This window comes from Bacillus paramycoides (assembly GCF_001884235.1).
GTDB lineage: Bacteria > Bacillota > Bacilli > Bacillales > Bacillaceae_G > Bacillus_A > Bacillus_A paramycoides.
The window spans coordinates 61,094-86,763 of sequence record NZ_MAOI01000039.1 but is presented as its reverse complement, the minus strand read 5'-3'; the positions used below and the strand labels follow the sequence as shown (position 1 = coordinate 86,763).

The window sequence follows — 25,670 nt, the reverse complement described above, 5'->3', positions numbered from 1 at the left end:
TATAAAAATATAAGATTTGAAGCCGGTATTTCTAAGTTTGTTAGAAGTGCCGGCTTTTTGTGTACAGTTTATTAAGAATAGTAATTTTGATGGCGTACAGCGGAATTGAATGAAGTAGGACTTGGACGCGTCGATGCTTATTATAATGATAAAGTTCAAGTGGAAACAACAATAACAAAGGCGAAACTAGATAATGTGAAAGTTGGATTTGGTCCACTTGAATGGGGAGAGATTGCATTTCCATTTGCAAAAAAGAGTGAAAAGTTAGAAGATATAAATAAAGCGTTAAAAGAATTAGAGCAAGATGGAACATTAAGTGACATATCGAAAAAATGGCTAAAAGTTGATGCTACAAAAAAACAAAATTAAGGTGTATTTGTTGAATGCGGCTATTGCCTATCAACTTATATAAAAAACTAAAGGGGAACTGGAGAGGAAGTTATTCATGGTACAAATTCATCCGAAAACACGTATTGGTCATGTCGAATTTAAAGTAAAAGATTTAGATCGTCAAATTACTTTTTATGAGAATGTAGTAGGGTTAGAAGTAATTAAGCAAGAGGGGAATAAAGCATATTTAGCAGGAAAAGGTGGTAAGAATACGTTACTTGTTCTTGAGCAGTTGGAAGATGCAGCGCTGCAAGAACCGCGTACGACGGGTATATATCACGTTGCCTTTTTAGTTCCGACTCGTGAAGCTTTTGCTTCAGCGCTTTTTGGTGTGATTCGTAATAAGAACGTAATTGATAGTCCAGTTGAGCAAGAAGGGCGTTATACATATTCAAATGAAATTTTACCAATTTCAAGATTTAATAGCGCAAGTGATCATACGTATAGTGAGGCGTTTTATTTACAAGATTTAGAGGGGAATGGTATCGAGATTTATGCAGACCGTCCGCGAGATCAATGGGGAGAGGGACCAGGAGGAAGTACGCCGCTTGACTTAAAAGAACTGGCAACGCTCGTTGATTATGAGTTTGGTGGATTACCTGCTGATACTGTCGTTGGACACGTACATTTACGAATAACTGATGTAGAGAAATCACATGAGTTTTATGTAGAAACAGTAGGTTTTGAAGTACAGCAGCGTGAAGATGATTGCTTATTTATTTCGGCAGGTGGTTATCATCATCATATTGGTGCAAATACGTGGAATGGGGTAAATAACCCGCACCCACCAGCACATGCAACTGGATTAAAGGTGTATACGATTGTATTACCGCATAAAGAAGCTTTAGATGAAGTGAAAGAAAGATTAATAGACAAACAACATGAAATAAGTGAAACTACAAATGGATTTACGCTATTAGATCCGAGTGGTATTACAGTACAGTTTGAAATAGAAGTAGTATAAAAGAAACCAGAAAGTGGTATTTTAATCACTTTCTGGTTTCTTTTTTGATGAACTATTCATAGCTCAATCCAATATCTTCTTACAACATTTCCATCTTCTTCAGTAAAATCTTCATCACGGAGACCGTCGTTATGTAAAATCGTTTTCTCTGAAGCAGTATTCACTTCGTCGCAAACGACAAGTACTTTCGTAATGTCTAATTCTTTCGTTTTTTCTAGTGACAACTCTAGTAACTTCGTAGCATAACCTTTTTTTCTTTCAGAAGGGCGAATGCCATAACCGATATGACCACCAGCGTTAAATAGATGATCAGTTAAACTATGACGTATATTAACAACTCCTACAACTCTATTTTCATCTGTCACGAGCCAATAAGTAGAATCTGGTACCCAAGTTTCAGGAATATTTATTCCGTTATGTGCATCGAGTAATTCTTGAATCATAGCTGGAAAGTTAGAAGGGTCTTTTGAAATAACCCATGGAATCATCGTTTCACCGCTATCTTTCCATTCGTTATAAAACTCTAAGTATTCTTCTTGTAAATCAGTAGTAGGTGTAATTAAAGAGACGTTCATTGTTAGTAAGCTCCTTTTATTTATGCTTTATTTCACAAAAATTACGGCATGAAATGAAAACGTTTTCTGACTTTCTCAACCTCATTTCATGCAATCCACATTCCGTTTTTAAATGAAAATTAGTTTGGCTTTAAAAATTAAAGTTTTTCGTATAAAAAGTAGGTTGTTTTTTATTTTATGTTAATATTTAAAATATTAACATAAATCCACTGGAATATTAAATATATTTTAATAAAATGCTTTTATATCGATGGATAGATACATGTGATAATTTTTGTTTTATCTCTCTAAAATGAATAAAAGGGGGAAGTGCTCGTGAGTTTAGATATTGATTTTATTATACGAATCGGTGTTGCTGGTTTGTTAGGAGCAATGATTGGTATTGAAAGAGAAATTCGTTCAAAAGAGGCAGGGTTAAAAACGCATTTCTTAGTAGCGGTAGGAAGTGCTTTAATAATGGTTGTTTCGAAATATGCTTTTTCAGATATTATGTTTGAAGATCATATGTCTCTTGATCCGAGTCGTATTGCAGCACAAGTTGTTAGTGGAGTGGGGTTTCTAGGTGCAGGTACAATTATTATTCAAAAGCAGGCAGTGAAAGGATTAACGACAGCGGCTGGTTTATGGGCAACTGCAGGAATTGGATTAGCAATTGGAGCAGGTATGTATGTAGTAGGGATTGGAGCGACGATTCTCGTTTTAATTGGTTTAGAGATTGTAAGTCGTATTTTTAAGGTGCAATTTTTATTTCCGCAAAACATAGCGGTGCAAATGTGTATGAATAAACACGAAGCAGTTCAACAAATATTAGAAATGTTACAAGTGAAAGGTATTCCAATCCTTTCATATGAAGTTGATGTTTTACAGCAAGAGGAGGGCGTAATCTATAAAGTAGGAATGCAACTAAAAAATATATCAGCAGAAGAAAAGAATACATTCATTCAACATATGCAATCGTTACCGGAAGTTACGTTTATAAAGCTAAAATCATAATAGTGAAAAAGAGGGATAAGTAATAGTAGAAATTTTAATGTAACGAAGGAAAATAATATCGGAGTAAACTGGGTTCTTTATTCAGAAGCAGATTTAAATAATTATATTACGTATGCTCAGCCGCAAGGGAATAAATTAGTAGGTAGTTATTATGCGTATCCAGGGAAGTATTATTTACATGTATATCAATATGGTGGGGGATCAGGGAATTATACGGTAGAAGTGAAATAGTAAAAAGGTCGCCATGAATGGCGACCTTTTTATTACGCGTTATACCCAAATAATTTTAAATCTTCTCCAGATCCTGAAATAATTTTCTCAAATCGCAATCCTACTTTTTCTAAAAGCTTTCCTGAATCAGCGTTATCTATAGAAGTAATTGCTACAATTCGTTTAAGACCCAGCTTATTTTTCCCGTATTCCATTACCGCAGAAGCTGACTCATAGCCATATCCTTTCGAACGGAATTTTTCTAAAAAGGCAAACCCGATATCAACATCTTCTAGTGAATCTCTTTTAATAAGGCCACACATACCAAGTGGAGTGAGATCTTCTTTTCGTTCTACTAAGTAAAGGCCAAAGCCAATTTTGTTATACATATCGACTGGACCGTTTAAAATATAATTTTTAGCATCTTCTAAGTTTCTAACCCCTTTATCACCGATAAACTGAATCCATGCAGGATCGTTTACTAACTCGAGAATAAATGGAGCATCTTTAACATCGAACCAGCGAAGAATGAGGCGTTCAGTTTCACGAACTATCAATCTATTGCACCACCTTTAAAAGTTATAACAATTAGTATGGATTGTGCAAAACAAAAGTGCAAGTTATTTTAATTGAGTTCTACTTGTTCACATAAAATTCGATTGTTTTGTATAAAAGGATATTTTATAATTAAAATTAACTGGAAAGAGTGAGATGCTTATACAATGACTCCTAGGAAACTAGGAGTTTTTACTATATAACTATCATTATTACTAAATATGACACACTACACATTCTACTTAAGGAGGTATATAATGAAGAAATTATATAATGCATCGTTTACTTATTTAATTATAGGTTTACTATCGGGAATATTCGCTAGAGAGTATGGAAAATATAAAGGGATTTTAGGATCTACACTATTAAATCTTTTGCACACACACACGCTTGTGCTTGGCTTTTTCTTCTTTTTAATTGCTTTAGGATTAGCAAAAGTATTCGCGTTTCATGAAGTGAAAGGATTTAATAAATGGTTTGTTTTACATAACATCGCATTAACTTTAATGCTAGGTTCGCTGGCAGCGAGAGGACTTCTTCAGCTAAATGGAGCGGACTTTAAAGGATTAACTTATATTGTAGGATTCTCTCATTCGATGATGGCATTCACATTAATTTGGTTTATGCTTTTAATAAAGAAGTCATTTAAAATGTAGTTAAAAAAGAACTTGTAGCGTATGCTGCAAGTTCTTTTTTATGTACAAGTAACGTAAACTTACTATTCTGATTATTTTGTATAAAAATGGTATAATTATTGTGAAGTAAATAATATAAAAGGGGAGCTCGTTATGGAAATAACAATTGAACATTTAGTAAATGAATTAAAGGATGTACTTCCAGAAGATCGAGTAGTTGTTAATACGACAGTAAGAGAGTTACATAGTAAAGATGAATCTTACCATACTAGTAGTTTACCTGATGTAGTTGTGTTTCCAAAAACGACCGAAGAGGTTAGAGAGATAATGAAAGTAGCGAGTCAGCATGGAAAGGCTGTCGTTCCATTTGGAGTAGGCTCCAGTTTAGAGGGGCATATAATTCCTTATGAAAAGGGGATTACGGTTGATTTTTCATTAATGAACAAAATACTTGAAATAAGAGAGAAAGATTTTCTTGTGAAAGTACAACCAGGAGTGACTCGTTCTCAGCTTAATAAAGAATTGAAAAAGTATGGTCTGTTTTTTAGTGTGGATCCTGGAGCAGATGCAACATTAGGAGGAATGGCTGCTACGAATGCGAGCGGAACGACAGCAGTGAAATATGGTGTTATGCGTGATCAAGTTCGTGATTTAGAAGTAGTTCTTGCTGATGGGCAAGTGATACATACTGGAAATTTAGCGGCGAAGTCATCATCAGGTTATCATTTAAATGGTATTTTTGTAGGATCGGAAGGCACGCTTGGATGCTTTACAGAGCTAACATTAAAAGTATACGGCATACCAGAACATGTTATGGCTGCGAGAGCGTCGTTTCCATCTGTAAATGATGCAGTAGAAGCTGTTATAAATATATTGCAAGCTGGCATTCCAATTGCGAGAATCGAGCTTGTTGATGAATTATCTATGAAACAAGTAAACCATTACAGCGAAACAAATTATAGAGAAGAACCAACGCTATTTATAGAGTTTCATGGCAATGAAGCAGGGCTAAAACAAGATATTGAATTTACGAAAGAAATTGTTTTTGATCATAAGTGTAGAGAAGTTGCTTTTGAAACTGAAACAGCGGCGAGAAATAAATTATGGGATGCAAGACATAACTTAGCATACTCTTACGTTCATAGTTATCCTGGTAAAAAGCTAATGAGTACGGATGTTTGTTTACCAATTTCTGAATTAGCTGGCGCAATACAACATGCGAAAGAGACATTAGATAAAGTTAGTCTTGTTGGTGGTATTCTTGGCCATGTAGGAGACGGGAATTTTCACGTGCTCTTAATGGTTAATCCAAACGATAAAGATGAAGTGAAAAAGGCGGACGAAATAAACGAAAGTATCGTACTGTATGCTCTTAAACGTGGTGGAACGTGTACGGGAGAGCATGGCGTTGGAATAGGAAAACTAAAGTATCAAGAAGAAGAACATGGTGCGGCATTATTGGTAATGGAGAAAATAAAGAAGGCTCTTGATCCGCAAAATATTTTGAATCCAAATAAAGTTTTTAAGCTAAAAGATAAGGGATGATGAAATTTGGAGAAACGAATTATACATCTTGAAGGATTGGTCGTTTTATTAGCTGCTATTTATATATATGCATTATGTGGATTTAGTTGGTTATTATTTATCGTATTACTTTTGGCGCCTGATTTAGCAATGATAGCGTACGCTATAAACAATCGTGTCGGTGCACAAATTTATAATCTATTTCACACATATATCATATCCATATTACTTGTTTTAATAGGGGTCTATTTTAAGATGGATTCAATTTTAATGGTCGGTTTAATATGGACAGCACATATTGGGATGGATCGAATGCTTGGGTATGGATTGAAGTATGAGATGGATTTTAAGGACACTCATATTCAGAGGTTATAAAAGTGATTTGAGAAGGATGGGGCAATTGAAACGATTTATTACTGTTGAGAAATATAATACACAATGGGAAAGTGAATTTTGTAAATTACAGACGTTTCTTAATAACGTAATGGGAGAACTCATTTTTTCTATAGAGCACGTTGGGAGTACATCTGTTAAAGGTCTTGCTTCTAAACCGATATTAGATATCGATGTTGTAATAGAAAATTATGATGTTTTTCCTAAAATAATAAAGAAACTTGAAAAGATAGGGTATTTTCATCAAAAAGAGTGGAGTTTTAAGGGGAGAGAAGCTTTTGGGAGAAAGGATCAATATGTCCCGAGGGATGGAAAGAATGCCATTTGGATGGAACATCATTTATATGTATGCGATAAGAATAGTGAAGAGTTAAGAAGACATGTAGCGTTTCGGGATTATCTTCGTGAAAATTTCAATGCTATTATCGAATATGGACAGTTAAAGAGAGAATTAGCAGCAACTATGAAAGATCGAGCGAGTTATAGTTTAGGTAAGACGGAATTTATTAAAGGTGTATTAGAAAAAGCTAAGAAGGATAGTTAAATAAAGGAATTTGTATCAATGAAAAAATTGACTAAGGTGGCAGAAATCATATTATGCCACCTATTATTTTTGAAACAGAGGTTTTGCTCTATAAGCACTGACCTTATAAAACAATTACAATCTGCCCCTGTTGAATAATAAATCTCATAAATATAATGGGAAATAAGAAGATAAGAAAAGAGGGAGTTTATGTACATACCTAAGCATTTCGCTATACAAGATGAAGAGACGAAGTACGAAATTATTGAACAAAATAGCTTTGCAACTTTATTTTCTCAACATAACGGAGCACCATACGCAACGCATTTGCCGTTATTGTTAAATAGGGAAACACTTACTTTATACGGGCATTTTGCACGTCAAAATGAGCAGTGGAAAGTAAGTGGGAATCAACAAGTGCTAGCCGTATTTCAAGGGCCGCATAGCTACATTTCTCCGTCATGGTATGAAACAAATAAAGCAGTACCAACATGGAACTATGTTGCGGTGCATGTATATGGTGAATTAGAAACTGTTGAAGATGAACAAGAATTAATAGATTCTCTTCAAGATTTAGTACATAAATATGAAAATCCAAAGAGCACCTACTCGCTGAATGAGGTAGATCCGAATTATGTGGAAGGATTAAGTAGGGGGATAGTTGGTTTTAAGATAAATATTAATAAAATAGAAGGAAAAGCGAAGTTAAGTCAAAATCATTCTCTAGAGAGACGAGGACTAGTTATAGAAGAACTTGAGAAGGTTGGTGATGAGGGGAGTAGGGGGATTTCTGATTTGATGAAAGAAATAGAGTAAGAAAGTGGATTTTATATGAAATAAAGGGATGATTTTATTTTGTAGAAATATATTTTATTTGAAATAAAAAATGCCTAAGAGCGCCGGTTCGAACCCTGTCGGAGGTATATGGAAAACCTTATATTATAAAATATCTATCTGTTTTATTATTCATATAAATGGTAAAATTATGTTTAGAATATTCTATAAGGGGGTACAAACTGGAAGTCTTTTTAGTCGCCGCTTTTTCAGCTATTATCATAATGATGACTGTTTTTGTTATAATAAAAGCTTGTTTTACCGGGTACAAGAGGAATGATATATCTTTTCGGAAATTTAATCTTTTATCCGGTGCTTCAATTGTGATAGGCTGTTTAGTTTCATTTGTACTACCATTTGGCTATGAAAAAATATTCGATTACATTAACTAAATGAACGTATTTAAAAAGACCTTCTTAATTGAAGGTCTTTCGTTTTTTAAAGTGATTTTTCAGTTGTTGTTGAGTTGTAGTCTTTACTTACGTCAACGGATTTGAAAAAATCAGGCCGTTGTGGTGCGGGGGTGTCCCCAATATTCAATGCAACATATCCTTGCTGTGTTATTGGTATTTCGGAAGTATAACCTAACCCAAGAGTTGAGATGCCCATAACAGCTAAGCCTATGATGCTCAATTTGATTTTTTTCATTATAGCAAAGCTCCTTTTTCTTCATGTTTTTTTCTTGCTTGATTGGCCATGTGAAAATATTTACTAGCTTTTATATGGTCTTCATTTTCATAAAATATATTTGCTAGAACATCGGTGTATTCTTGTATACACTCCCAAAGGTTTTCTATTTTAAAGTAAGAAATTCCTTCCAAAATTATCATTTCTAAATCATTAATAGGAGTTTTATTATTTAATGCTTGTAAAATCATGAAACGATGTTGAAATTCTTTGTTTTCTAATTTATTAGAGATACTTAATCCTTTTTCTATAAATCCTTTAGCTTGGGCATATTCTCCTAGTTTGTAGTATTCACGCGCTTCAATAAAAAGTGCTTTAAAATGATTTGGTTTTTTTGTTGTAACCTCTGAAATATGTCGCATTGCTAACTCTGAAAGATTTTGACTTGCATATAACCAAGCTAAATTGTGTCTCACTCTCAATGATAAAGTCTCTTCTGAATATTTCTGTAGAATATTTAATGCTGAATCGAGTCTAATTTCTGCTTGTTCAAATTGTTTTAAATCTATACAAGATAAACCAAAAATGTTATCACATAAAGCTACATTAATTTCATGGTTTATATGTTTTGAAAAAATCTCTTTAGCTTCATTTACAGTTTGAATTGCTACTAGTGGTTGATATGTTTGATAATAATAGGAAGCTAAACGGTAGTTAAATTCAGCCTTCTCTAATTCGTCAGATATGTGGATTAACAGCTTCTTAGCTTTCTCGAAGAGGTGTTTTGCTGTATTATAGTCTCCAATAATCGTATTGTGAATGGCTTTGAAAAAATGATAATAATAAGAAAGTAGGCCCTTCTCTGGAAGTGGGAAAGAATCAATTTTATTAAAAGAATCTTTATTGATATTTAATCCATCTGTTAAAACAGTATATCTAAAGTTAAAAAGTGAATAATATAATTGCAGGTTTGTATCTTCTTCTGAACTAGAAATTCTATCCTCAATCTCTTTTTTTAGTTTTTTTGCATGGATAGTTTGATGTTGTAATATAGCTAAATACCAGTCATTAAATAGTTTTGTAACTTGTTCATTACCTTGTAGTTGAACGTTCATGAAATCCCCTCGCTTTTTGAATATTCTTATAAATAATACTATCAAAAATAATAATATATAGAAATGGAATTTTTATTTCTCAATATTTGTTTTAAATTGTATATACTAAATTGATTTAAATAGGGGGATTTCGTTGGTCTAAAGAGGGTGACATATATGTAACACACTTTTACGGGGAATAGCTACTAGTGGAATGGCATTTCATTGTTTTCGTTAGAGAGGGAAATGTATAAAAAAGGTGTGTTCACACAACTTGTATGAACACACCTTTTTACATATTAAACAATCACGTCCCACAAAAAGTCCTATAAGGACGATTTGTCGGCGCTGGAGGCGTGCAGTAATCCGCTTGTTCTGGAGAATATTCATAAGGATTTGATAAAGCTTGAAGGAGTTTTTCCATTACGCTATAGTCTCCATCTTTAACGGCTGCTTCTAGTGCTTCTTCTACTCGGTGGTTTCGAGGGATGATTACTGGGTTGGTATTTTTCATCAGCTTGTAGGCATCATCTTTTGATTCTTTTTGTCTTTCTAATCGAGATTGCCATAGCTTGTGCCACTCTTTAAATTCAGGACTTTCAAATAAAGGTGCATTTTCTAATGTGTTGTTAGTTAATGCACGGAATGTATTTGTATAATCTGCTTTATGTTTTTCCATCGCTTTTAAAAGTTTCTCAATAAGTGGTTGATCTTGTTCCTCGTTGCTAAATAGTCCTAATTTCTTCTTCATGCCGAGGAACCAATTGTTTTCGTACTGCACGCTAAATTTTGAAATTTCATCTTGTGCAATTTTTAGTGCTTCTTCTTCATCTTCGTGTAATATCGGTATTAAAGATTCAGCTAAACGAGCGAGATCCCAGGCAGCCATATATGGTTGATTTCCATATGCATAGCGGCCTTGTGTGTCAATAGAGCTAAAGACTGTTCCTTGGTCATAACTGTCCATAAATGCACAAGGACCATAATCAATCGTTTCACCGCTAATCGTTATATTGTCAGTGTTCATTACGCCGTGAATGAAGCCGACGAGCTGCCATTTTGCGATAAGGCTTGCTTGTTTTTCAATAACTTCTTGTAATAATGAAACGTATGGATTTTCATGAGATTCAACTTCTGGATAATGTCTTTTTATCGTATAATCAGCTAAAGCTTTGAGATCTTCGATTGAGCCGCGAGCTGCTGCGTATTGGAATGTTCCAACGCGTATATGACTGCTTGCAACCCTAGTTAAAATCGCCCCAGGTAACTTTGTTTCACGATAGATTGGTTCGCCAGTTGAGACTACTGCTAAACTGCGAGTAGTTGGAATATCAAGTGCGTACATCGCTTCACTAATAATATACTCACGTAGCATAGGACCGAACGCAGCACGGCCATCACCACGGCGTGAATATGGAGTAGGGCCAGAACCTTTCAACTGAATATCAAAACGTTCGCCTGAAGGAGTAATTTGTTCGCCGATTAAAAGAGCACGACCATCTCCTAACATGTTGAAATGGCCAAATTGGTGTCCAGCATATGCTTGAGCTAGTGGATGAGCTCCTTCTGGAAGTGCATTACCAGCGAGAATGGCAATTTCAGCGTCCTTTTTTAGTTCCTCAGGATTAAAACCAAGAGATATTGCTAATGAATGATTTAATTTAATTAACTCCGGTGAGCGTACAGGAGTTGGGGGGATTTCTGTATAAAATGATTGTGGTAATGTAGCATAACTAGTTTCTAAATTCCAACCAGCTTCATTATTTTTAGTCATCTTATCTCCTCCTTTTTTTATTTTTTAATTATGTATTTGTACTTATGTATTCTTTGTAAAGTTAACGAAAAGTATAATATGATATTTCCCCTTGAAATCTATTGTAAGGACTTCAGTGCATTGTGTCTATTTAACAGCAAATACAAAAACTCCATTTTTCAAAAAGATTGATTAAAATGGAGCTTTTGTTATTATTTGATTTTTATAATTATTTTTCCTTTTGCTCTTCCAGACTCCGAATATTCCATTGCTTTTTGAGCATCTTCAAAAGGAAAAACTCGATCGATTACAGGTTTGATTTTTCCAGATTCAATATAGTTTGCAATTATACGTAATTGATCCCCACTTGGCTTCATAAATAAAAATGAATACTGAGCATTATGCTTTTTTTTGAGTGAAGTAAGTTTATTGCTTGCTAATGAAAATAAGAGTGTTTTAAAAAATCCTGAACCAAATTCTTTACCGAATCGGGCATTCGGCATTCCTGAAACGGAAACAATTTTACCTCCGCTCTTTATAATATCGAATGATTTTTCAAGTGTTGTTCCTCCGATTGTATCAAATACCGCATCATAATTTTTTAGTATATCTTCAAATTGCTCTGTTTTGTAATTAATAATTTTATCTGCGCCAAGAGACTTTACTAAATTCGCACCAGCTTCACTAGCAGTCGTTGCAACAGTGGCACCCATTATTTTTGCTAACTGAATTGCGAAAGTACCAACACCACCGGATCCAGCATGAATCAAAATCTTTTGCCCTTTTTGTAAGTGCATGATGTCATGTAATGCTTGATATGATGTTAAGCCAACGAGTGGAATCGACGCCGCTTCTTCAAAACTTAAATTTTTAGGTTTTAAGGCTATATCATCCTCATGGATGGCTATATATTCCGCAAAAGTACCGATCTTATCTTTTCTTGGACGTGCATATATTTCATCACCAACTTTAAAGCGAATCACTTTTGCTCCAACCTTCACGATGACACCGGAAAAGTCATTACCGAGGGTTAGAGGCATTTTATATTTAAGTAACATCTTCACTTTTCCATCGCGTATTTTAAAATCAATTGGGTTAATACTAGCTGCATGAATTTCCGCGAGCACCTCATACTCATTTATTTCAGGAGTAGGTAGCTCTGTCATACGCATTGGGACTTTCTCATATTTATCAATTATCATTGCTTTCATTTCTTATACCTCCGAATACCGTATCTTTTTTCAATAAAAGTTTTGCAATAGCTTCTCAATATCTAATACAAGATTTTTTAATAAACCTAATTTTGTACGTATATCAATATAATAAAAGTTTTTTGTACCTTCTTTTCGCATTAAAATAATACCGGCTTCTCGTAAAATCTTAAGGTGATGTGATACTGCTGGTCGAGAAAGGTGTGTTTGTTTAGTGATTTCTCCTACACGTAATCCTGTTTGACATTCCGTTTCCATTAGAACTAACAAAATAGCTTGACGTGTTTCATCACCAATTGCCACTAATACTTTTTGACAATCAATAAAATCTTCTTTAATAACATTTAATTGTTCTTGTTTATTCATTTAAATCACTTTACCTCCAATAATGAGTCGAAAGGTTTAAGATGATGAACCATTACATCGATACGGTAATGCTACATGATTGATGTATTCGATGCAATATTGAGAAAGAAAATCGAGACGAATCAAATTTTATGTGTTGAAAATTATAGGGGATAGAAAAGGGAATAGAAGGTTTACATACCACAATGGATGAAGTTTTAAAGAATAGAAAATGATCTAGTAATACGTCTTCTATAGACGGTGAAAATTATAAAGGAGAAGGTATTGCTGAAACAATTAAACGGTCGTAACCCTATATGACCTATAGGGTTACGACCGTTTATAATGTTTTTATTATTTCCGATGTCTACGTCAGAAAATAGTTCGACGTAAAGTAGGTTCTTCTGTTTTATCCTTTAATACATATACAATTTCTATAATTGTATATGTATTAAAGGATAAAATTAATTTGGGGCGTAATCTATCTATATGATAATTCAAAATGAAATTTAAGTCTATATTTTTGTTGTTTTTTTGATTATATTTATGTCACTGAGCTCAGAAGAATATATGTGGAGGGAAAATATATGAAATCGAAACATGTACCAGTTTTAATTGTTGGAGGGGGATTATCAGGATTAGCGTCTGCGTTATTTCTCGCAAAACATAACGTTGATTACTTACTTATTGAGCGCCATCAGACTACTGCGATTCATCCAAAAGCAGGTGGAATCACATTTCGCACAATGGAATTATTTCGAGAATTAGGTTTAGAAAAAAGCATTAGATTAGCCGGTAAATCATTAGAGAATTGTCATGGGAGAATCGCGGTTCAAACAATAGCTGAAGTAAATAATGAAGAGTTGGAACAAATAAGGGCGGCACAGTATGAAAATAATGAAAAGTTAGTTCGTAAAGTGGAAGAGATTAGCCCATCAAAACAAACTGCTTGTTATCAAGTTACTTTAGAAGAGATGATGTTACAGTACGCGAAAAAATTAGGCGGAGAACTATCTTTTTATCATGAACTAGTTTCTTTTGAACAAAATGAAAACGGAGTAATAGCAACTATTCGAGATCGAAAAACAGAAAAAGAGAGTGTCATACATTGTGATTATGTAATCGCAGCAGATGGAGCGAAAAGTAAAATACGTGAACAGTTAGGGATTGCAACTGAAGGTCGCGGTACAATCGGTGGCTATTATATGAATATTTACTTTGAGGCTGATTTAAGTGAATTTATACAAGGAGACGCCTTTGGTTTTTCAATGGTACTTCATCCGGAGGTGCTTGGTGCGCTCATTCCAGTTGATAATGTAAAAAAATGGATTTATCATGTAGCTTACGACCCATTAAAAGGAGAACGACCAGAGGATTTCACTATAGAACGTTGTAAACAAATTATTCAAACAGCAATTGGGAGCACAAATGTTGAGCCAGAAATATTAAGTGTTTTACCGTGGGAAGCGAGTGAAACTACAGCGGTAAGATTTCAGGACAATCGCATCTTTTTAGTTGGCGACTCAGCACATATTATGCCGCCAACAGGAGGATTCGGTTCAAATACAGGAATACAAGATGCGCATAATGTAGCTTGGAAATTAGCGGCTGTTTTAAAAGGGAAAGCAAACCCAAAATTGTTAGAAACGTATCATGAAGAGAGATATCCTGTTGCGAAATTAACGACGGACCATGCGAGTAGTATATTATTTCGTGCTGCGGGCAGAGATGAAAGTAATTTGAGTAATATGGATAGTTTAGCTGTTACTGCTGGGTATCAGTATTGTTCAAAGGCGATTATAGATGACTCAGCCACTCCACATAGAATGGATATAGTAGAGTTGAACGGAAGACCTGGCACGCGAGCACCACATTTTTGGGGAACATATGAAGGAAAGAAAGTTTCTATACTAGACTTATTCGGTAACAACTTTGTGTTACTAACTGGAGCAGAAAATAGTCTTTGGACTCAAGCGGTACAGGACGTTTCATCTAAATTAGGAGTAAATATAAAAATGTATCGAGTTGGTTTAAATGGGGACTTTATTACTCAAGAAAATATCTTTAGCAAATTATATGGGATAGGGAATGAAGGAGCTGTATTAATCAGACCAGATGGCTTTATAGGATGGCGTTCGGAAAAAGCGGTAGTAAATCCAGATGTAGTGCTCGGAGAGGTAATGGATAATTTATTATGTGATTTTTAAATAATTATGGGAGTATTGTTTTATATAAGACAATGCTTCTATTTTTTTAGCTTACAAAGTAAAAATATTGTAAGTTGAAACAGGGTTACAATTTCATGATGTCAAATTTAAAGGCGAAGTGCTTATTGAGGAAAGGACGATATAGGATTATTTTTATGCACTAGACACGTCTATTTCCATTCCGAATCGAATGCAACTTACCGCGGAATGGATTCATAAGAAGTTAGATGAGTTTGAAAAGAAAGAAGCGAAAAAGACTGGATAGAGATAGAAATTCGGTACCTTAAATAAAGAAAATTATAATCGCTTGTATGAAAAATTAGAGAAGTATAATCAATTTGATTATTATGAACGGGAATGTGAGTCATTAACGAAATATGAAGTGAAGAGACATTATTATTATAAAAATATATTTAAGTTAATTCCCTTTCTTTTTGTTGTTAGAATTTTTTTAGTTTTTAGTTTTAAGTGTTGGCTATTACTAGATTGAGTCATTTTTTTAGTGTATTATATTTCTTAGAGATTACATATTACGCTAGGGAGTGGGACTATTTGACTATTGAACCTCTTATTTTATCAAATAAAGAAGTATATGTATTAACTGGTATGTTTGACCGTGAAACTATGATTGGAATTGAGAACCCCTTTGAAAATTGGTCAGATGAAGAAATAGACAAAGAATTAGATGTAATGCACGAGAAGTGGACAAACGAAGAGCTACTCATAATAAAAGAAGATGAAACATTATGTAACAAACAACTTTTAGAATATTTTCGCATTTGTTTAACTACAGGATTTGTTATTGAAGTACAGATAGATAAAAACAGCGCTTTAGAAAAAAACATTTTCTATTTTAGTGAAAAAAAAGTTATACAAAATGTAATAACAGATGCTAACGGTGATAAACAATGTACATTTAAAGAGTGCGGGACACCAGAGGTAGCTTGGCAATTTATATATCAAGCATTACAGCCTAAAAATACTTTCTCTCGTCCAAATTATACATTTAAAATTCCTTCTTCTGCATATAAAGAAGACATTTTAACTCAATCACACAAGCAATTAGTAGACTACTTGACACTTTACTTAGATGATGAAGCCTCCTCAGAATTAGCAAACATTATACATAATCGTGAAGAGTTAAATACGGTTCAAGTTCATTATTATATAAAGGATTCATGGTCTACAGACTGTATTCAGTTTTTATATAGTCAAAACCAATATTGGCTAATCCAAAAAGTATTAGATAATGAACAAACACAAACAAATTTTATTTGTCTTGATACCTTTACAATTACTGAAGAGATAAAAAAAATGGTGCTTTATCTTAAATCATTAGGCGGTGAAACAAGGTGAGCGGTGAAATTAAGGTTACTCCTGCCCATTTAAGGAAACTGGCTTCTAATATAGAACAAACAGCTCATGAGCTATCTGAAACATATCAACATATCAATAAGCAGTTATTTGATCTGCCTTTCCAGATATCTGGAAGAGATGCTGTGTTAAATCAATCCCAATACGCAGGATCAATGTTAGCTACTATAACGACTGTTTTAAAAGAACATAGTGATTCATTAAGAAAAGCTGCTGATCGTTTTGAGAAGGCTGATCAACAAGAAGTTTCATTTGGAGAAGAAGCAATTGATATAAATTGGTTCGCACCGTTTGGTGGCGATATTGGTGATTGGAAAGATAACCCTGCAGGGTCTGCATTTACTTTACTGGGTACCGTAACGGAAGGTGCAGCTGCCTATAAATTGGCATCTTTACATAATAAAGGCTTGCGTGTAACACCCTACACAGATAGAAAAGGAAAAGAAATGGTAAGATTTCAAAATCGCACCGTACTAAAGGATAAAAATGGACTTAATGTGATAAGGCGTACAAAATTACCTTTAGCCGAAGTAAAGCAAATAGACGATGTAAAAAGATATGTTTTATCACCAAAAGAAATTCTTAAAGATTCATTGAAATTAAAAACAAATGCTTTAGGCTATGCAGCTGTAGGATGGGATGTAATTAATGATACAAAGGAAAATATTGAAAATAAAGCGTCAAAAACTAAGATAGCTGGTGATATTATAGGTGATGCAGCAATTGGGATTGGTACAACTGCTGCAAGTGCCTTTGCGGGAGCCAAAGCAGGTGCCTTTGTTGGAAGTTTTTTGGGAGGTCCAATCGGAACTGTTGCTGGAGCTTGTATTGGCTTTGGTGTTTCTATAGGAGCTAGTATAATAACAGATGGAATTAAGTTTAACAAAGGTGATTGGAATCATGATGGTAAACAGGATTCGATAAAAGATAGAGTTAAATCTGGAATCGGAGCAACTTTAGATAAAATTTTTTAGTTTTTGGGAGATTAATATGGAAAAATACCACGGAAAAAGCACAGAACAAATTATTCGGAAATTGATGCCTGGCAGTGTAAGATCGAGTGTCGTTATGGTGTGGGTAGTTATTAATTTTATGATTTTAACCCCATTTTTATTTCCTCCAACCTTTACCATATACTTATATATAATTTTACCTTTTCTTTTGACTGCTAATATATGGGGGGTATGGGTATTTTTTTGTAAACCAAATGAGCCAAGGTTGGTACACATTTTATATAATGGATTTATGGGAATAACTTTTTCTTTTGGAAGCTTTATAGTGATTCAAAAGCTTGCATATACTTTTATTAAAATTGAAACACCTCTGTTTTTTATTGTTACTTTTGTACTTTACATTTTTACAATTTATAAATTGATTTCTATTGGAATGAAAAGTTTTTTAAAGCGATTAAACAATGAAGAAAATGGAAATATCAAAATTTCTCCAATTGTTTATTTTTCAGGATTGGGATATATTATTGGACAGATATGTATAGGTTCATTATCACAAAATGCTTTAGCGACGGTCTTAATTTTAGTCTTTTCTTTATTTGCTGTTGTGTTTAGTATATCTGGAGCGTATATATGCGTATATATCGATTTAAAGAAGCGGAAAACCAAGCTAGGTTCCTTAAATTCTTAGCAAAAAACAATTAATAAGGAGGGGCCATACAATGAATTCGCAACTTTTTCCTATAGGCTCTATTGTAATTTTAAAAGAAGGTACAAAGAAACTCATGATTTTCGGGCGGAAACAACAAGTAGAAACGGATGAGGTAAGAAAATTCGATTATATGGGATGTCCATATCCAGAAGGCTATCTGAATCCAGATTTCACTTATTTATTTAACCATGATGATATTCAAGAAGTTGTTTCAACAGGATATGAAGATCAAGAAGAACGTACTTTCCAAGAAAATGTATTGTCTAAAATATAATAAGAAATAATGTAAAAAAACTGTTTAAACAAGCAGTTTTTTTTACATTATTTCTTATTAGTGATGCAGCAAATGGAACCTTTATTGGAGTGGAATAAGCTTGGATGTTTTTATGGAAATTAGTATGTTCACTGATGGAATCGAATTTAACAAAGGTGATTGGAATCATGATGGCAAACAGGATTCGGTAAAAGATAGAGTTAAATCTGGAATCGGAGCAACTTTAGATAAAATTTTTTAGTTTTTGGGAGATTAATATGGAAAAATACCACGGAAAAAGTACAGAACAAATTATTCGGAAATTGATGCCTGACAGTGTAAGATCGAGTGTCATTATGGTATGGGTAGTTATTAATTTTATGATTTTAACCCCATTTGTATTTCCTCCAACCTTTACCATATACTTATATATAATTTTACCTTTTCTTTTGACTGCTAATATATGGGGGGTATGGGTATTTTTTTGTAAACCAAATGAGCCAAGATTGGTACACATTTTATATAATGGATTCATGGGGATAACTTTTTCTTTTGGAAGCTTTATAGTGATTCAAAAGCTTGCATATACTTTTATTAAAATTGAAACACCTCTGTTTTTTATTGTTACTTTTGTACTTTACATTTTTACAATTTATAAATTGATTTCTATTGGAATGAAAAGTTTTTTAAAGCGATTAAACAATGAAGAAAAAGGAAATATAAAAATTTCTCCAATTGTTTATTTATCAGGATTGGGATATATTATTGGACAGATATGTGTAGGTTCATTATCACAAAATGCTTTAGCGACGCTATTAATTTTAGTCTTTTCTTTATTTGCTGTTGTGTCTAGTATATATGGTGTATATATATACATATATATTGATTTGAAGAAGCGACAAACCAAATTAGGTTCCTTAAATTCTTAACAGAAAACAATTAATAAGGAGGTGCGTAATGGACAAATATAATGGCAACAGCATAGATGATTGTATGCGGATATTAATACCATTTGATATAAGAAATATTGTAGGGGCCTTTGTGTGGGTTATCATGAATTTTCTTCTACTCATCATTTTATTCATATTTCCACCGTACAATATATACTCTTACGCAGCTTTTCCATCTTATGTGATATGTAATCTATGGGGAATTTGGGTTTCTATTCATAAGCCTCGGCAGCCTCAATTGCAACATTTACTATATTCTGGATTTGTTGGTTTAAGTATTTCATTTTGTAGCTTCATAGCTGTGCAAAAGTTAGCTTACGAATTCGTAGAAATAGAGTCACCTTTATTTTTTACTCTATCGCTTATTGCATATAGTTTAATTGTTTATAAATCTGAATTATTCTGGATTAAATATTTTACAGCCCGCTTAAGGGGGACAACTGATCAAGATGTGAAAATTCCTAAAATTGTATATTTTTCGGGTTTAGGTTATATGATTGGTCAAGTTATTATTGGGATTTTGAGCCAAAAAGCTATGGCGATTGTGCTAATCGTTATTTTGTCATTTATTTCAGTTGTTTTCCTAGCGCTAAGTACACATTTGTATTTTTACTTTGATTTCAAAAAACAAGGTATTACTTCGCGACATTTAAAAAAATTACATTCTCAAAAGAAGCCTAGACTGTCAAGGAAGGAAAGGAGACAATCCACGGCTGCTTCGGGACATGTAAATATACCTCATTCTCAAAAGAAACCTAAACTTACAAGAAAGGAGAAAAGACAATGAATTCGCAACTTTTTCCTATAGGTGCTATTGTAATTTTAAAAGAAGGTACAAAGAAACTCATGATTTTTGGACGTAAACAACAAGTAGAAACGGATGAGGTAAGAAAATTCGATTATATCGGGTGCCTGTATCCAGAAGGCTATATTAACCCAGATTTCACGTATTTATTTAATCATGATGATATTCAAGAAGTTGTTTCAACAGGTTATGAAGATCAAGAAGAACGTACTTTTCAAGAAAATGTATTGTCTAAAATATAATGCATGTTTTCAAAGTTAAGTATAGTTTCAAATATACTTTAAAATAAGTTCCAGGTAAGGATATACGAAACTAAGAATTTGTAATTAAGTAAAATGTAGATATACGTAAATATCAAGTGAAAGTTACTATAAAGAATTTGAACAGAATGTATCCTGCATTAATGAGCAGTAAAAACTTCCACTAATAATCAGTAGGAGATGGATAATCCATCCGGATTAAAGCTTCACTTTATTGAAAAAATAATATTCACAAATTTTAATAGGTTTGGTATGATTAAATTCAACAAGTTGATAGAGGCCGGAGATATTTGAGAAAAGCCATAAATTTATTTAGGGATACAGGAGTGTCCTCTAAATGATTTATGGCTTTTTTTATTGAATGGGTCATACACAATAGGGAGTACTATCGTGATATGTTACATGTGAAGGGGAGGGAATATAGGAATTAAATAGTATAAAAGGAGTTTTCTATTTTATAAACAATAATAGAGTGAATATATGTAAGATTGGAATTTTAATATAGGCTTATAAAAATAATGAAAGTATGTCTTCTATTTCGTGTAAATCGCATTAGCTTGTTGAAATTTGCAACGTAGGAAGGGTTAGAAGGATGAGAAAGATTATTAGCGTATTAGTTATTTTCTTTACGATGGGAAGTATCTTTGCTGGGGGAGCTGTTCATGCGAAATCAGAAGGAAAGCATGAAGGGGATACGAATAAGTTTTTAAATATTGCACATCGCGGAGCAAGTGGACATGCACCTGAGCATACTTTTGCTTCGTATGATCTTGTGAAAAAAATGAAAGCGGATTATTTGGAATTAGATATTCAATTAACAAAAGATGGTCAATTGATTGCAATGCATGATACATCAGTTGATCGAACTACAAATGGAACAGGCGAAGTACGAGATAAAACGTTAAGTGAAATAAAAAAATTAGATGCGGGTTCATGGTTTAATAAAGCTTACCCAGAAAAGGCTAAGCAAGAGTATATTGGTCAAAAAGTTCCGACCCTTGAAGAAATTTTTCAAAAGTACGGAAGAAGCATGAAGTATTATATTGAAACAAAATCACCAGATGTGTATCCAGGAATGGAAGAAAAATTATTAGCTTTGTTAAAAAAATATAATTTAATAGGTCAAAACATGTCTTCTAGCCGTGTTATGATTCAATCATTTAGCAAAGATAGTTTAACAAAGATTCATAGTATGAATGAGAATATTCCATTGGTTCAATTGCTATGGTATTATCCAAATGATAACAATGAGATTGTTGAATGGTCTGGTATTACACATGAACCGAAAAGTGTAACGAATGATGATTTTCAAGAAATTAAAAAGTATGCAGTTGGTATTGGACCAAACTTACGTAATGATAACGGAGAATTAATTATTGATGAGTCATACATGAAAATGGCTAGGGAAAATGGATTGCTAATTCACCCTTATACAATTAATGAGAAAGAAGATATGAGATTGTTAATTAAATGGGGTGCTACAGGGATGTTTACAAATTACCCGGATCGATTACATAGTGTTTTAAAAGAAAAATAAGTGGGATAGGATAAAAGGTATACCAGTGTTTTGGGTATACCTTTTTCTATGTTTCGGTTCTTCGTTTCATTCCACGTATTTTCTTTTCACGCATTGTGAATCAGCTCCATAAACTTTTGTAATGCAGCTGAGTGAAATATATCTTTTCTAGTAATAAAGGTAGTAGGAACTTTTTTGAAGTTATTTGGTAAAGGGTTGAATGATACGTCATGTGCATGAACATTTAAAATAGATTTCGTCATAATTGCTACGCCCATACCGGATTTTACACAAGCGAGTATTGCCTCAATTGTTCCAAATTCTAATACTCGTTTAGGGGAAATCCCTTCCTCTTGAAGCCAGTTTTCTAATAAACTTCTATAATAGCAACCGTGACTAAAAGCGAGTAAATTCATGTCTCCTACTTCTTTAAGGGAGGATAAAGGATGTTTACTAATGAGAATTAATTCTTCTTCACAAAATACATTTGTATGAAGTTCAGCATGCTGAGTAGTTCCAGCGATAAACGCTCCGTCTAGCTTTCGGTCTAATACGAGTTGAATTAATTCTTCCGTCGTATTTGTTTCTAAAATAAATTCGACTTTTGGGTAATTCTCATAGTAGTTCGTTAATATAGATGGAAGCCTTACAGCAGTTGTAGATTCTGTACATCCAATTTTTAAAATGCCTTTTGGCTCGGTTCCGTTACTTTGGATAGCTTTTACAGATTGGTCCATTAAGTGGATAATTTGTTTTGCGTATGATAATAAAATTTCACCGTTTGAAGTTAAAGTAACACCTTTCCCATTTCGATAAAATAAAGGCACACCTAATTCGTTTTCTAGTTGTTTTATACGCATTGTTACGCCAGATTGAACATAGTTTAAATTTTTAGCTGCGTGAGATATATTTCTTTCTTTTGCAACTTCGTAAAAAACAGTTAAATCCTTTATGTCCACGTATCATTCCTCCGAACAAGGTATCAATTTTTTTGATGGATTATATGATTAATCTTTATTTTATATGATATCAGAAATTTCATACAATGGAAGGGGATGGAGGGATTTTCATGTTAATGGAAGAGCGTGTGAATAGTACTTATAAGTGGATTATGTTAATTTTTGCGACTATTACTCAAGCAACAGCAACACTTATAACGTATGGTGTCGGAGCTTTCGCTTTATTTTGGAAAGAAGAATATTCGCTTACGAATATGCAGAGTGGATTGTTAGTAAGTGTTGTAAGTGTTGGATCGCTATTTTGTATGCTTTTTGTCGGGCGGTTACTTGATCGATATAATGAAAAATTATTAATTTCTATAAGTTCTTTTTTACTAGGAGGTTCGCTTTTACTCACTAATACCGTAAATGAATTTACTGGATTACTCTTTGTACTTTTATTAGCAGGAGCGTTTTATAGTGTTTCGCAGCCAGGAGGAAGTAAAGTGATTATAAAATGGTTCTCAAAAGAAAATCGTGGGTTAGCGATGGGGATCAGGCAAGCTGGTATACCGATTGGTGGTATGTTAGCGGGAGTATTGATTCCGTTTCTTACAATAAAATATAATGTGGCTTATGCGATAAATATTATTGCATGCATTTGTATAATTGGAGGGTTTTTATTTTTCATATTTTATAAGGAACCATATGTTCAGGAGAAAGTAAAAGAAGACCGTATTAAACTCTCTTTTGGGATGCAGTTAAAAGCAGTGATGTGTAAAAAAGAGTTGTATCCAATTTATATAACTGGTATTTGTATGATTTCATTACAAATGGTGTTAGTTGGGCATTTTATAAAATTTTTAGTAATGGAACAATCAATTACACCTATTTTAGCTGGAAAAGTATTTTCGATTTTGTTCTTTTCCGGAATGATTGGCCGGGTTGTATTAGCAGCTGTTAGTGATTTGCTTTATAAGGGGAATCGAAGCACACCTTTATTTATAGTTGTCTGCATTTCTATCGGTTTCATTCTAATATTCGTTATAAGCATACATACAATAACGATTGGAGTATTGTATGGTGTAAGTGCATTATTAGGTTTTTTTTCAATTGGATGGTTCAGTCTTTTTATGGTTGAAGTTGCTGAATCGGCAAGTGAAGAATCTGTAGGGATGACAGTGAGCTTTGCACTTACACTAAATCAAATTGCTATAATTGTTGCACCTGTTTTATTTGGTTATATTGTAGATGAGAAAGGGTATACGTATGCGTGGTTGTGTATAGTTGTATTACTAAGTATATCGGCCGTTAGCTTATATAGTAAAAATAAATAATAAAGGAATGTTAGCAATGTAAATTTCTTTAGATTTGCTGTATAATCGGAATATACATGAGATTCGATTTCAATTATGTTCATTTCCTCTTTTGAAATTGCCGGTAATTTTAGCCATAATAAGTTGTTTTTCGTTTTCGTTATTTGCCCGATTTATTTTGTTCAAAAATTTTTCAGCGTGATTTCCTTTTAAAGTCATAATTTGTTTTCCGCAATATTCAATTAAAACCATGTTATTTTTAGTTACTCGATAATGAAACATCATATCGCCTAAACGATTGCGTTTATCAGTATTTTTCAAATCTGCACCTCCATTTTTGCTAATGTGTAACGAATGTTACATAAGAAATTGAAATTGAAGTTAGATGTATCCGATTGTAAGGTGGAAATTTTGCAAAAAAGAAATACAATAGAGAGTAGTCAAAATTTGAATGTGAGAAAAAGGAATCTAGTTTAATATGATCAATATTAGATAGATGGTATAATTATAAAATGTTTAGAGATTAATAGATATAGAATAAGAATAGAATGGAAAAGTATAACGTGAAATTGGATAAAAGAGGGTCCCTATATGTGTAAGAAATGGCTAATTGCTTTCTTTATTTTTGCTATTTTTTGTGGGAGTGTCGCTGCACTCATACATGCAAATAAAGATAAGAAATATAATTTGAAGGCATTTTCAAATTTTGAGAATAAGACTGAAAATGATAAACCGAAAGTCGATGCAAATCAGCAAAAGCGTTATGAGATTGCAGCAACAAAACTAGATCAATATTTAAAAGATAAAGGATTTAATGGAACGGTCCTTGTAGCTGATAAAAATAATGTAGTTTTACGAAAAGGATACGGGTATGCGAATGTAAAAGATCAAATTTTAACAACGCCAAGAACAAAATATCGCATCGGTTCCATTACAAAAACGGTAGTTGCAATATCTATATTGCAGCTAAGAGAAAAAGGGAAATTAAATATAGAAGATAATGTGAATAAATATATTCCGTCCTTTCCAGCAGATAAAAATATTACATTGAGAAATTTGCTAACGCATACTTCGGGATTACCTGAGCAGGGACAAGGTAGAGTTGAGGCAGCATCACGTTTAAAGTTAGTAACATGGATTGGATCTCAAAAGCTTGAATTTCCTGCAGGTACAGGATGGCGATATACAGATTATAATTATATGGTACTTGCGTATATTGTAGAAAAGATATCGAATAAACCGCTCGCTGAATATGTGAATGAAAATATTTTTACTCCTGTTGGGATGCATGAATCTGGGATGGGTGCAACGTTGCCTGGGGATATGTTTTTAGCAGAAGGTTATACGAAAAAAAATAATGAGTTAGTAACAACACCTCGTTTAAAAATGAGTTGGTTATATGGTTGTGGTGAAATGTATACAACTGTTGATGATATGAAAAGGTTAGATGAGGCAATTATGGATGGTAAATTACTTTCTAAACAAAGCTTATCAGATATGTTTACTGTATCACCAGCTAGAAAATATGGATTTAGTTTTTACATTTACCCAGATTATAATCATAATCACGGGGTGCTAGCTGGTTGGAACACTTTTAATAATTTTACTGGGGATAAACGAACTTTTGTAATTCTTTTCTCAAACGTACAAAATGGAATGAATGATGCATTTAATCAAGAATTTAGAAAGATGGCAAAAGATTTGTTAGCAGCAAACTAAGTGTTTAATATGTAATAGAAATGAAAAAAGGTAGTAGCTATATA

28 protein-coding genes and 3 pseudogenes are annotated in these 25,670 nt (G+C 33.3%); 22 read left to right on the top strand and 9 right to left on the bottom strand.

Annotated elements, in window-relative coordinates; genetic code table 11:
• Positions 1–96: 96 nt before the first annotated feature.
• Both BAU28_RS06075 and BAU28_RS06070 read left to right on the top strand, forming a co-directional pair.
• Positions 97–369 (top strand): annotated as a pseudogene (locus tag BAU28_RS06075) (type 2 periplasmic-binding domain-containing protein); the annotation flags it as partial.
• A 76-nt stretch (positions 370–445) separates the two neighbouring features.
• Complete coding sequence (locus tag BAU28_RS06070) at positions 446–1,354, top strand: VOC family protein (protein ID WP_071718037.1); 909 nt, start codon at positions 446–448, stop codon at positions 1,352–1,354.
• A 56-nt stretch (positions 1,355–1,410) separates the two neighbouring features.
• Here the strand turns inward: BAU28_RS06070 and BAU28_RS06065 are convergent, their stop codons facing one another.
• Positions 1,411–1,929, bottom strand: coding sequence for a GNAT family N-acetyltransferase (locus tag BAU28_RS06065; protein WP_071718036.1), 519 nt, complete (start codon positions 1,927–1,929; stop codon positions 1,411–1,413).
• 315 nt (positions 1,930–2,244) lie between these two features.
• Here BAU28_RS06065 and BAU28_RS06060 point away from each other — a divergent pair, with 315 nt between their 5' ends.
• Together BAU28_RS06060 and BAU28_RS06055 are read left to right on the top strand one after the other, a co-directional pair.
• Positions 2,245–2,922 carry an MgtC/SapB family protein gene (locus BAU28_RS06060; RefSeq protein WP_071718035.1) on the top strand — a complete coding sequence of 226 codons (678 nt, stop codon included), beginning with the start codon at positions 2,245–2,247 and terminating at the stop codon, positions 2,920–2,922.
• A gap of 36 nt (positions 2,923–2,958) precedes the next feature.
• Positions 2,959–3,153 (top strand): annotated as a pseudogene (locus BAU28_RS06055) (pre-peptidase C-terminal domain-containing protein); the annotation flags it as partial.
• Between the two features lie 32 nt (positions 3,154–3,185).
• On the opposite strand, the gene BAU28_RS06050 reads toward BAU28_RS06055, so the two are convergent.
• Entirely contained in the window at positions 3,186–3,689 is a 504-nt protein-coding gene (locus BAU28_RS06050; protein ID WP_071718034.1) for a GNAT family N-acetyltransferase, read from the bottom strand.
• A 255-nt stretch (positions 3,690–3,944) separates the two neighbouring features.
• On the opposite strand from BAU28_RS06050, the gene BAU28_RS06045 reads away from it, so the two are divergent.
• From BAU28_RS06045 to BAU28_RS30855, 6 genes are all read left to right on the top strand, one after another.
• Positions 3,945–4,343, top strand: a complete 399-nt coding sequence (locus BAU28_RS06045) for a DUF2871 family protein (RefSeq protein WP_025148126.1) — start codon at positions 3,945–3,947, stop codon at positions 4,341–4,343.
• A 132-nt stretch (positions 4,344–4,475) separates the two neighbouring features.
• Positions 4,476–5,867: an FAD-binding oxidoreductase gene (locus BAU28_RS06040; RefSeq protein WP_071718033.1), complete on the top strand. Its 1,392-nt coding sequence runs from the start codon at positions 4,476–4,478 to the stop codon at positions 5,865–5,867.
• 6 nt (positions 5,868–5,873) lie between these two features.
• Positions 5,874–6,221, top strand: a complete 348-nt coding sequence (locus BAU28_RS06035) for a DUF4260 domain-containing protein (RefSeq protein WP_071718032.1) — start codon at positions 5,874–5,876, stop codon at positions 6,219–6,221.
• 25 nt (positions 6,222–6,246) lie between these two features.
• Positions 6,247–6,783: a GrpB family protein gene (locus BAU28_RS06030; protein WP_071718067.1), complete on the top strand. Its 537-nt coding sequence runs from the start codon at positions 6,247–6,249 to the stop codon at positions 6,781–6,783.
• A gap of 189 nt (positions 6,784–6,972) precedes the next feature.
• Positions 6,973–7,578 carry an FMN-binding negative transcriptional regulator gene (locus BAU28_RS06025; protein WP_071718031.1) on the top strand — a complete coding sequence of 202 codons (606 nt, stop codon included), beginning with the start codon at positions 6,973–6,975 and terminating at the stop codon, positions 7,576–7,578.
• 200 nt (positions 7,579–7,778) lie between these two features.
• On the top strand, positions 7,779–7,988 hold the full coding sequence (locus BAU28_RS30855; protein WP_071718066.1) for a hypothetical protein: 210 nt from the start codon (positions 7,779–7,781) through the stop codon (positions 7,986–7,988).
• Between the two features lie 46 nt (positions 7,989–8,034).
• Here BAU28_RS30855 and BAU28_RS06015 read toward each other — a convergent pair whose 3' ends face one another.
• The 5 genes from BAU28_RS06015 to BAU28_RS05995 all read right to left on the bottom strand — a co-directional run bounded on the left by BAU28_RS06015 (position 8,035) and on the right by BAU28_RS05995 (position 12,647).
• Positions 8,035–8,244 (bottom strand): hypothetical protein, encoded by a 210-nt coding sequence (locus BAU28_RS06015; protein ID WP_025148130.1) that lies wholly within the window; start codon positions 8,242–8,244, stop codon positions 8,035–8,037.
• Positions 8,244–9,338, bottom strand: a complete 1,095-nt coding sequence (locus BAU28_RS06010) for a response regulator aspartate phosphatase (protein ID WP_002172806.1) — start codon at positions 9,336–9,338, stop codon at positions 8,244–8,246. The genes BAU28_RS06015 and BAU28_RS06010 overlap by 1 nt, the downstream gene beginning before the upstream one ends.
• Before the next feature lie 286 nt (positions 9,339–9,624).
• Positions 9,625–11,091 carry a protein adenylyltransferase SelO gene (locus BAU28_RS06005; RefSeq protein WP_071718030.1) on the bottom strand — a complete coding sequence of 489 codons (1,467 nt, stop codon included), beginning with the start codon at positions 11,089–11,091 and terminating at the stop codon, positions 9,625–9,627.
• Between the two features lie 191 nt (positions 11,092–11,282).
• Positions 11,283–12,281, bottom strand: coding sequence for an NADP-dependent oxidoreductase (locus BAU28_RS06000; RefSeq protein ID WP_071718029.1), 999 nt, complete (start codon positions 12,279–12,281; stop codon positions 11,283–11,285).
• Between the two features lie 30 nt (positions 12,282–12,311).
• The gene (locus tag BAU28_RS05995; RefSeq protein WP_025148134.1) at positions 12,312–12,647 is read right to left on the bottom strand and encodes an ArsR/SmtB family transcription factor; all 336 of its coding nucleotides are present in this window, start codon (positions 12,645–12,647) and stop codon (positions 12,312–12,314) included.
• Positions 12,648–13,213: 566 nt separating this feature from the next.
• Here BAU28_RS05995 and BAU28_RS05990 point away from each other — a divergent pair.
• The 10 genes and pseudogenes from BAU28_RS05990 (at position 13,214) to BAU28_RS05950 (ending at position 21,674) form a co-directional block, all read left to right on the top strand.
• Complete coding sequence (locus BAU28_RS05990) at positions 13,214–14,833, top strand: FAD-dependent oxidoreductase (protein ID WP_071718028.1); 1,620 nt, start codon at positions 13,214–13,216, stop codon at positions 14,831–14,833.
• Positions 14,834–15,385: 552 nt separating this feature from the next.
• A complete protein-coding gene (locus BAU28_RS05985; RefSeq protein ID WP_071718027.1) occupies positions 15,386–16,189 on the top strand; it encodes a hypothetical protein in 804 nt (267 codons plus the stop codon).
• Entirely contained in the window at positions 16,186–17,181 is a 996-nt protein-coding gene (locus BAU28_RS05980) for a WXG100 family type VII secretion target (protein ID WP_071718026.1), read from the top strand. The genes BAU28_RS05985 and BAU28_RS05980 overlap by 4 nt, the downstream gene beginning before the upstream one ends.
• Positions 17,182–17,197: 16 nt before the next feature.
• A complete protein-coding gene (locus BAU28_RS05975; protein ID WP_071718025.1) occupies positions 17,198–17,848 on the top strand; it encodes a hypothetical protein in 651 nt (216 codons plus the stop codon).
• 31 nt (positions 17,849–17,879) lie between these two features.
• The gene (locus BAU28_RS05970) at positions 17,880–18,143 is read left to right on the top strand and encodes a DUF4176 domain-containing protein (RefSeq protein ID WP_012261358.1); all 264 of its coding nucleotides are present in this window, start codon (positions 17,880–17,882) and stop codon (positions 18,141–18,143) included.
• A 121-nt stretch (positions 18,144–18,264) separates the two neighbouring features.
• Positions 18,265–18,384: pseudogene (locus BAU28_RS30330) on the top strand (WXG100 family type VII secretion target); the annotation flags it as partial.
• Positions 18,385–18,400: 16 nt separating this feature from the next.
• Complete coding sequence (locus BAU28_RS05965; protein ID WP_071718024.1) at positions 18,401–19,051, top strand: hypothetical protein; 651 nt, start codon at positions 18,401–18,403, stop codon at positions 19,049–19,051.
• A gap of 28 nt (positions 19,052–19,079) precedes the next feature.
• Positions 19,080–19,859 carry a hypothetical protein gene (locus BAU28_RS05960; RefSeq protein ID WP_071718023.1) on the top strand — a complete coding sequence of 260 codons (780 nt, stop codon included), beginning with the start codon at positions 19,080–19,082 and terminating at the stop codon, positions 19,857–19,859.
• Complete coding sequence (locus BAU28_RS05955) at positions 19,856–20,119, top strand: DUF4176 domain-containing protein (RefSeq protein WP_071718022.1); 264 nt, start codon at positions 19,856–19,858, stop codon at positions 20,117–20,119. The genes BAU28_RS05960 and BAU28_RS05955 overlap by 4 nt, the downstream gene beginning before the upstream one ends.
• 610 nt (positions 20,120–20,729) lie before the next feature.
• Positions 20,730–21,674, top strand: coding sequence for a glycerophosphodiester phosphodiesterase (locus tag BAU28_RS05950; RefSeq protein WP_071718021.1), 945 nt, complete (start codon positions 20,730–20,732; stop codon positions 21,672–21,674).
• 86 nt (positions 21,675–21,760) lie between these two features.
• On the opposite strand, the gene BAU28_RS05945 is transcribed toward BAU28_RS05950, so the two are convergent.
• Positions 21,761–22,612 (bottom strand): LysR family transcriptional regulator, encoded by an 852-nt coding sequence (locus BAU28_RS05945; protein ID WP_048376204.1) that lies wholly within the window; start codon positions 22,610–22,612, stop codon positions 21,761–21,763.
• Between the two features lie 110 nt (positions 22,613–22,722).
• Between BAU28_RS05945 and BAU28_RS05940 the strand changes: the two genes are divergently transcribed.
• A complete protein-coding gene (locus tag BAU28_RS05940; protein ID WP_071718020.1) occupies positions 22,723–23,928 on the top strand; it encodes an MFS transporter in 1,206 nt (401 codons plus the stop codon).
• A gap of 69 nt (positions 23,929–23,997) precedes the next feature.
• Here the strand turns inward: BAU28_RS05940 and BAU28_RS05935 are convergent, their stop codons facing one another.
• Complete coding sequence (locus BAU28_RS05935; protein ID WP_071718019.1) at positions 23,998–24,228, bottom strand: hypothetical protein; 231 nt, start codon at positions 24,226–24,228, stop codon at positions 23,998–24,000.
• A 270-nt stretch (positions 24,229–24,498) separates the two neighbouring features.
• Between BAU28_RS05935 and BAU28_RS05930 the strand changes: the two genes are divergently transcribed.
• The gene (locus BAU28_RS05930; protein ID WP_071718018.1) at positions 24,499–25,626 is read left to right on the top strand and encodes a serine hydrolase domain-containing protein; all 1,128 of its coding nucleotides are present in this window, start codon (positions 24,499–24,501) and stop codon (positions 25,624–25,626) included.
• The last annotated feature ends 44 nt before the right edge of the window (positions 25,627–25,670 follow it).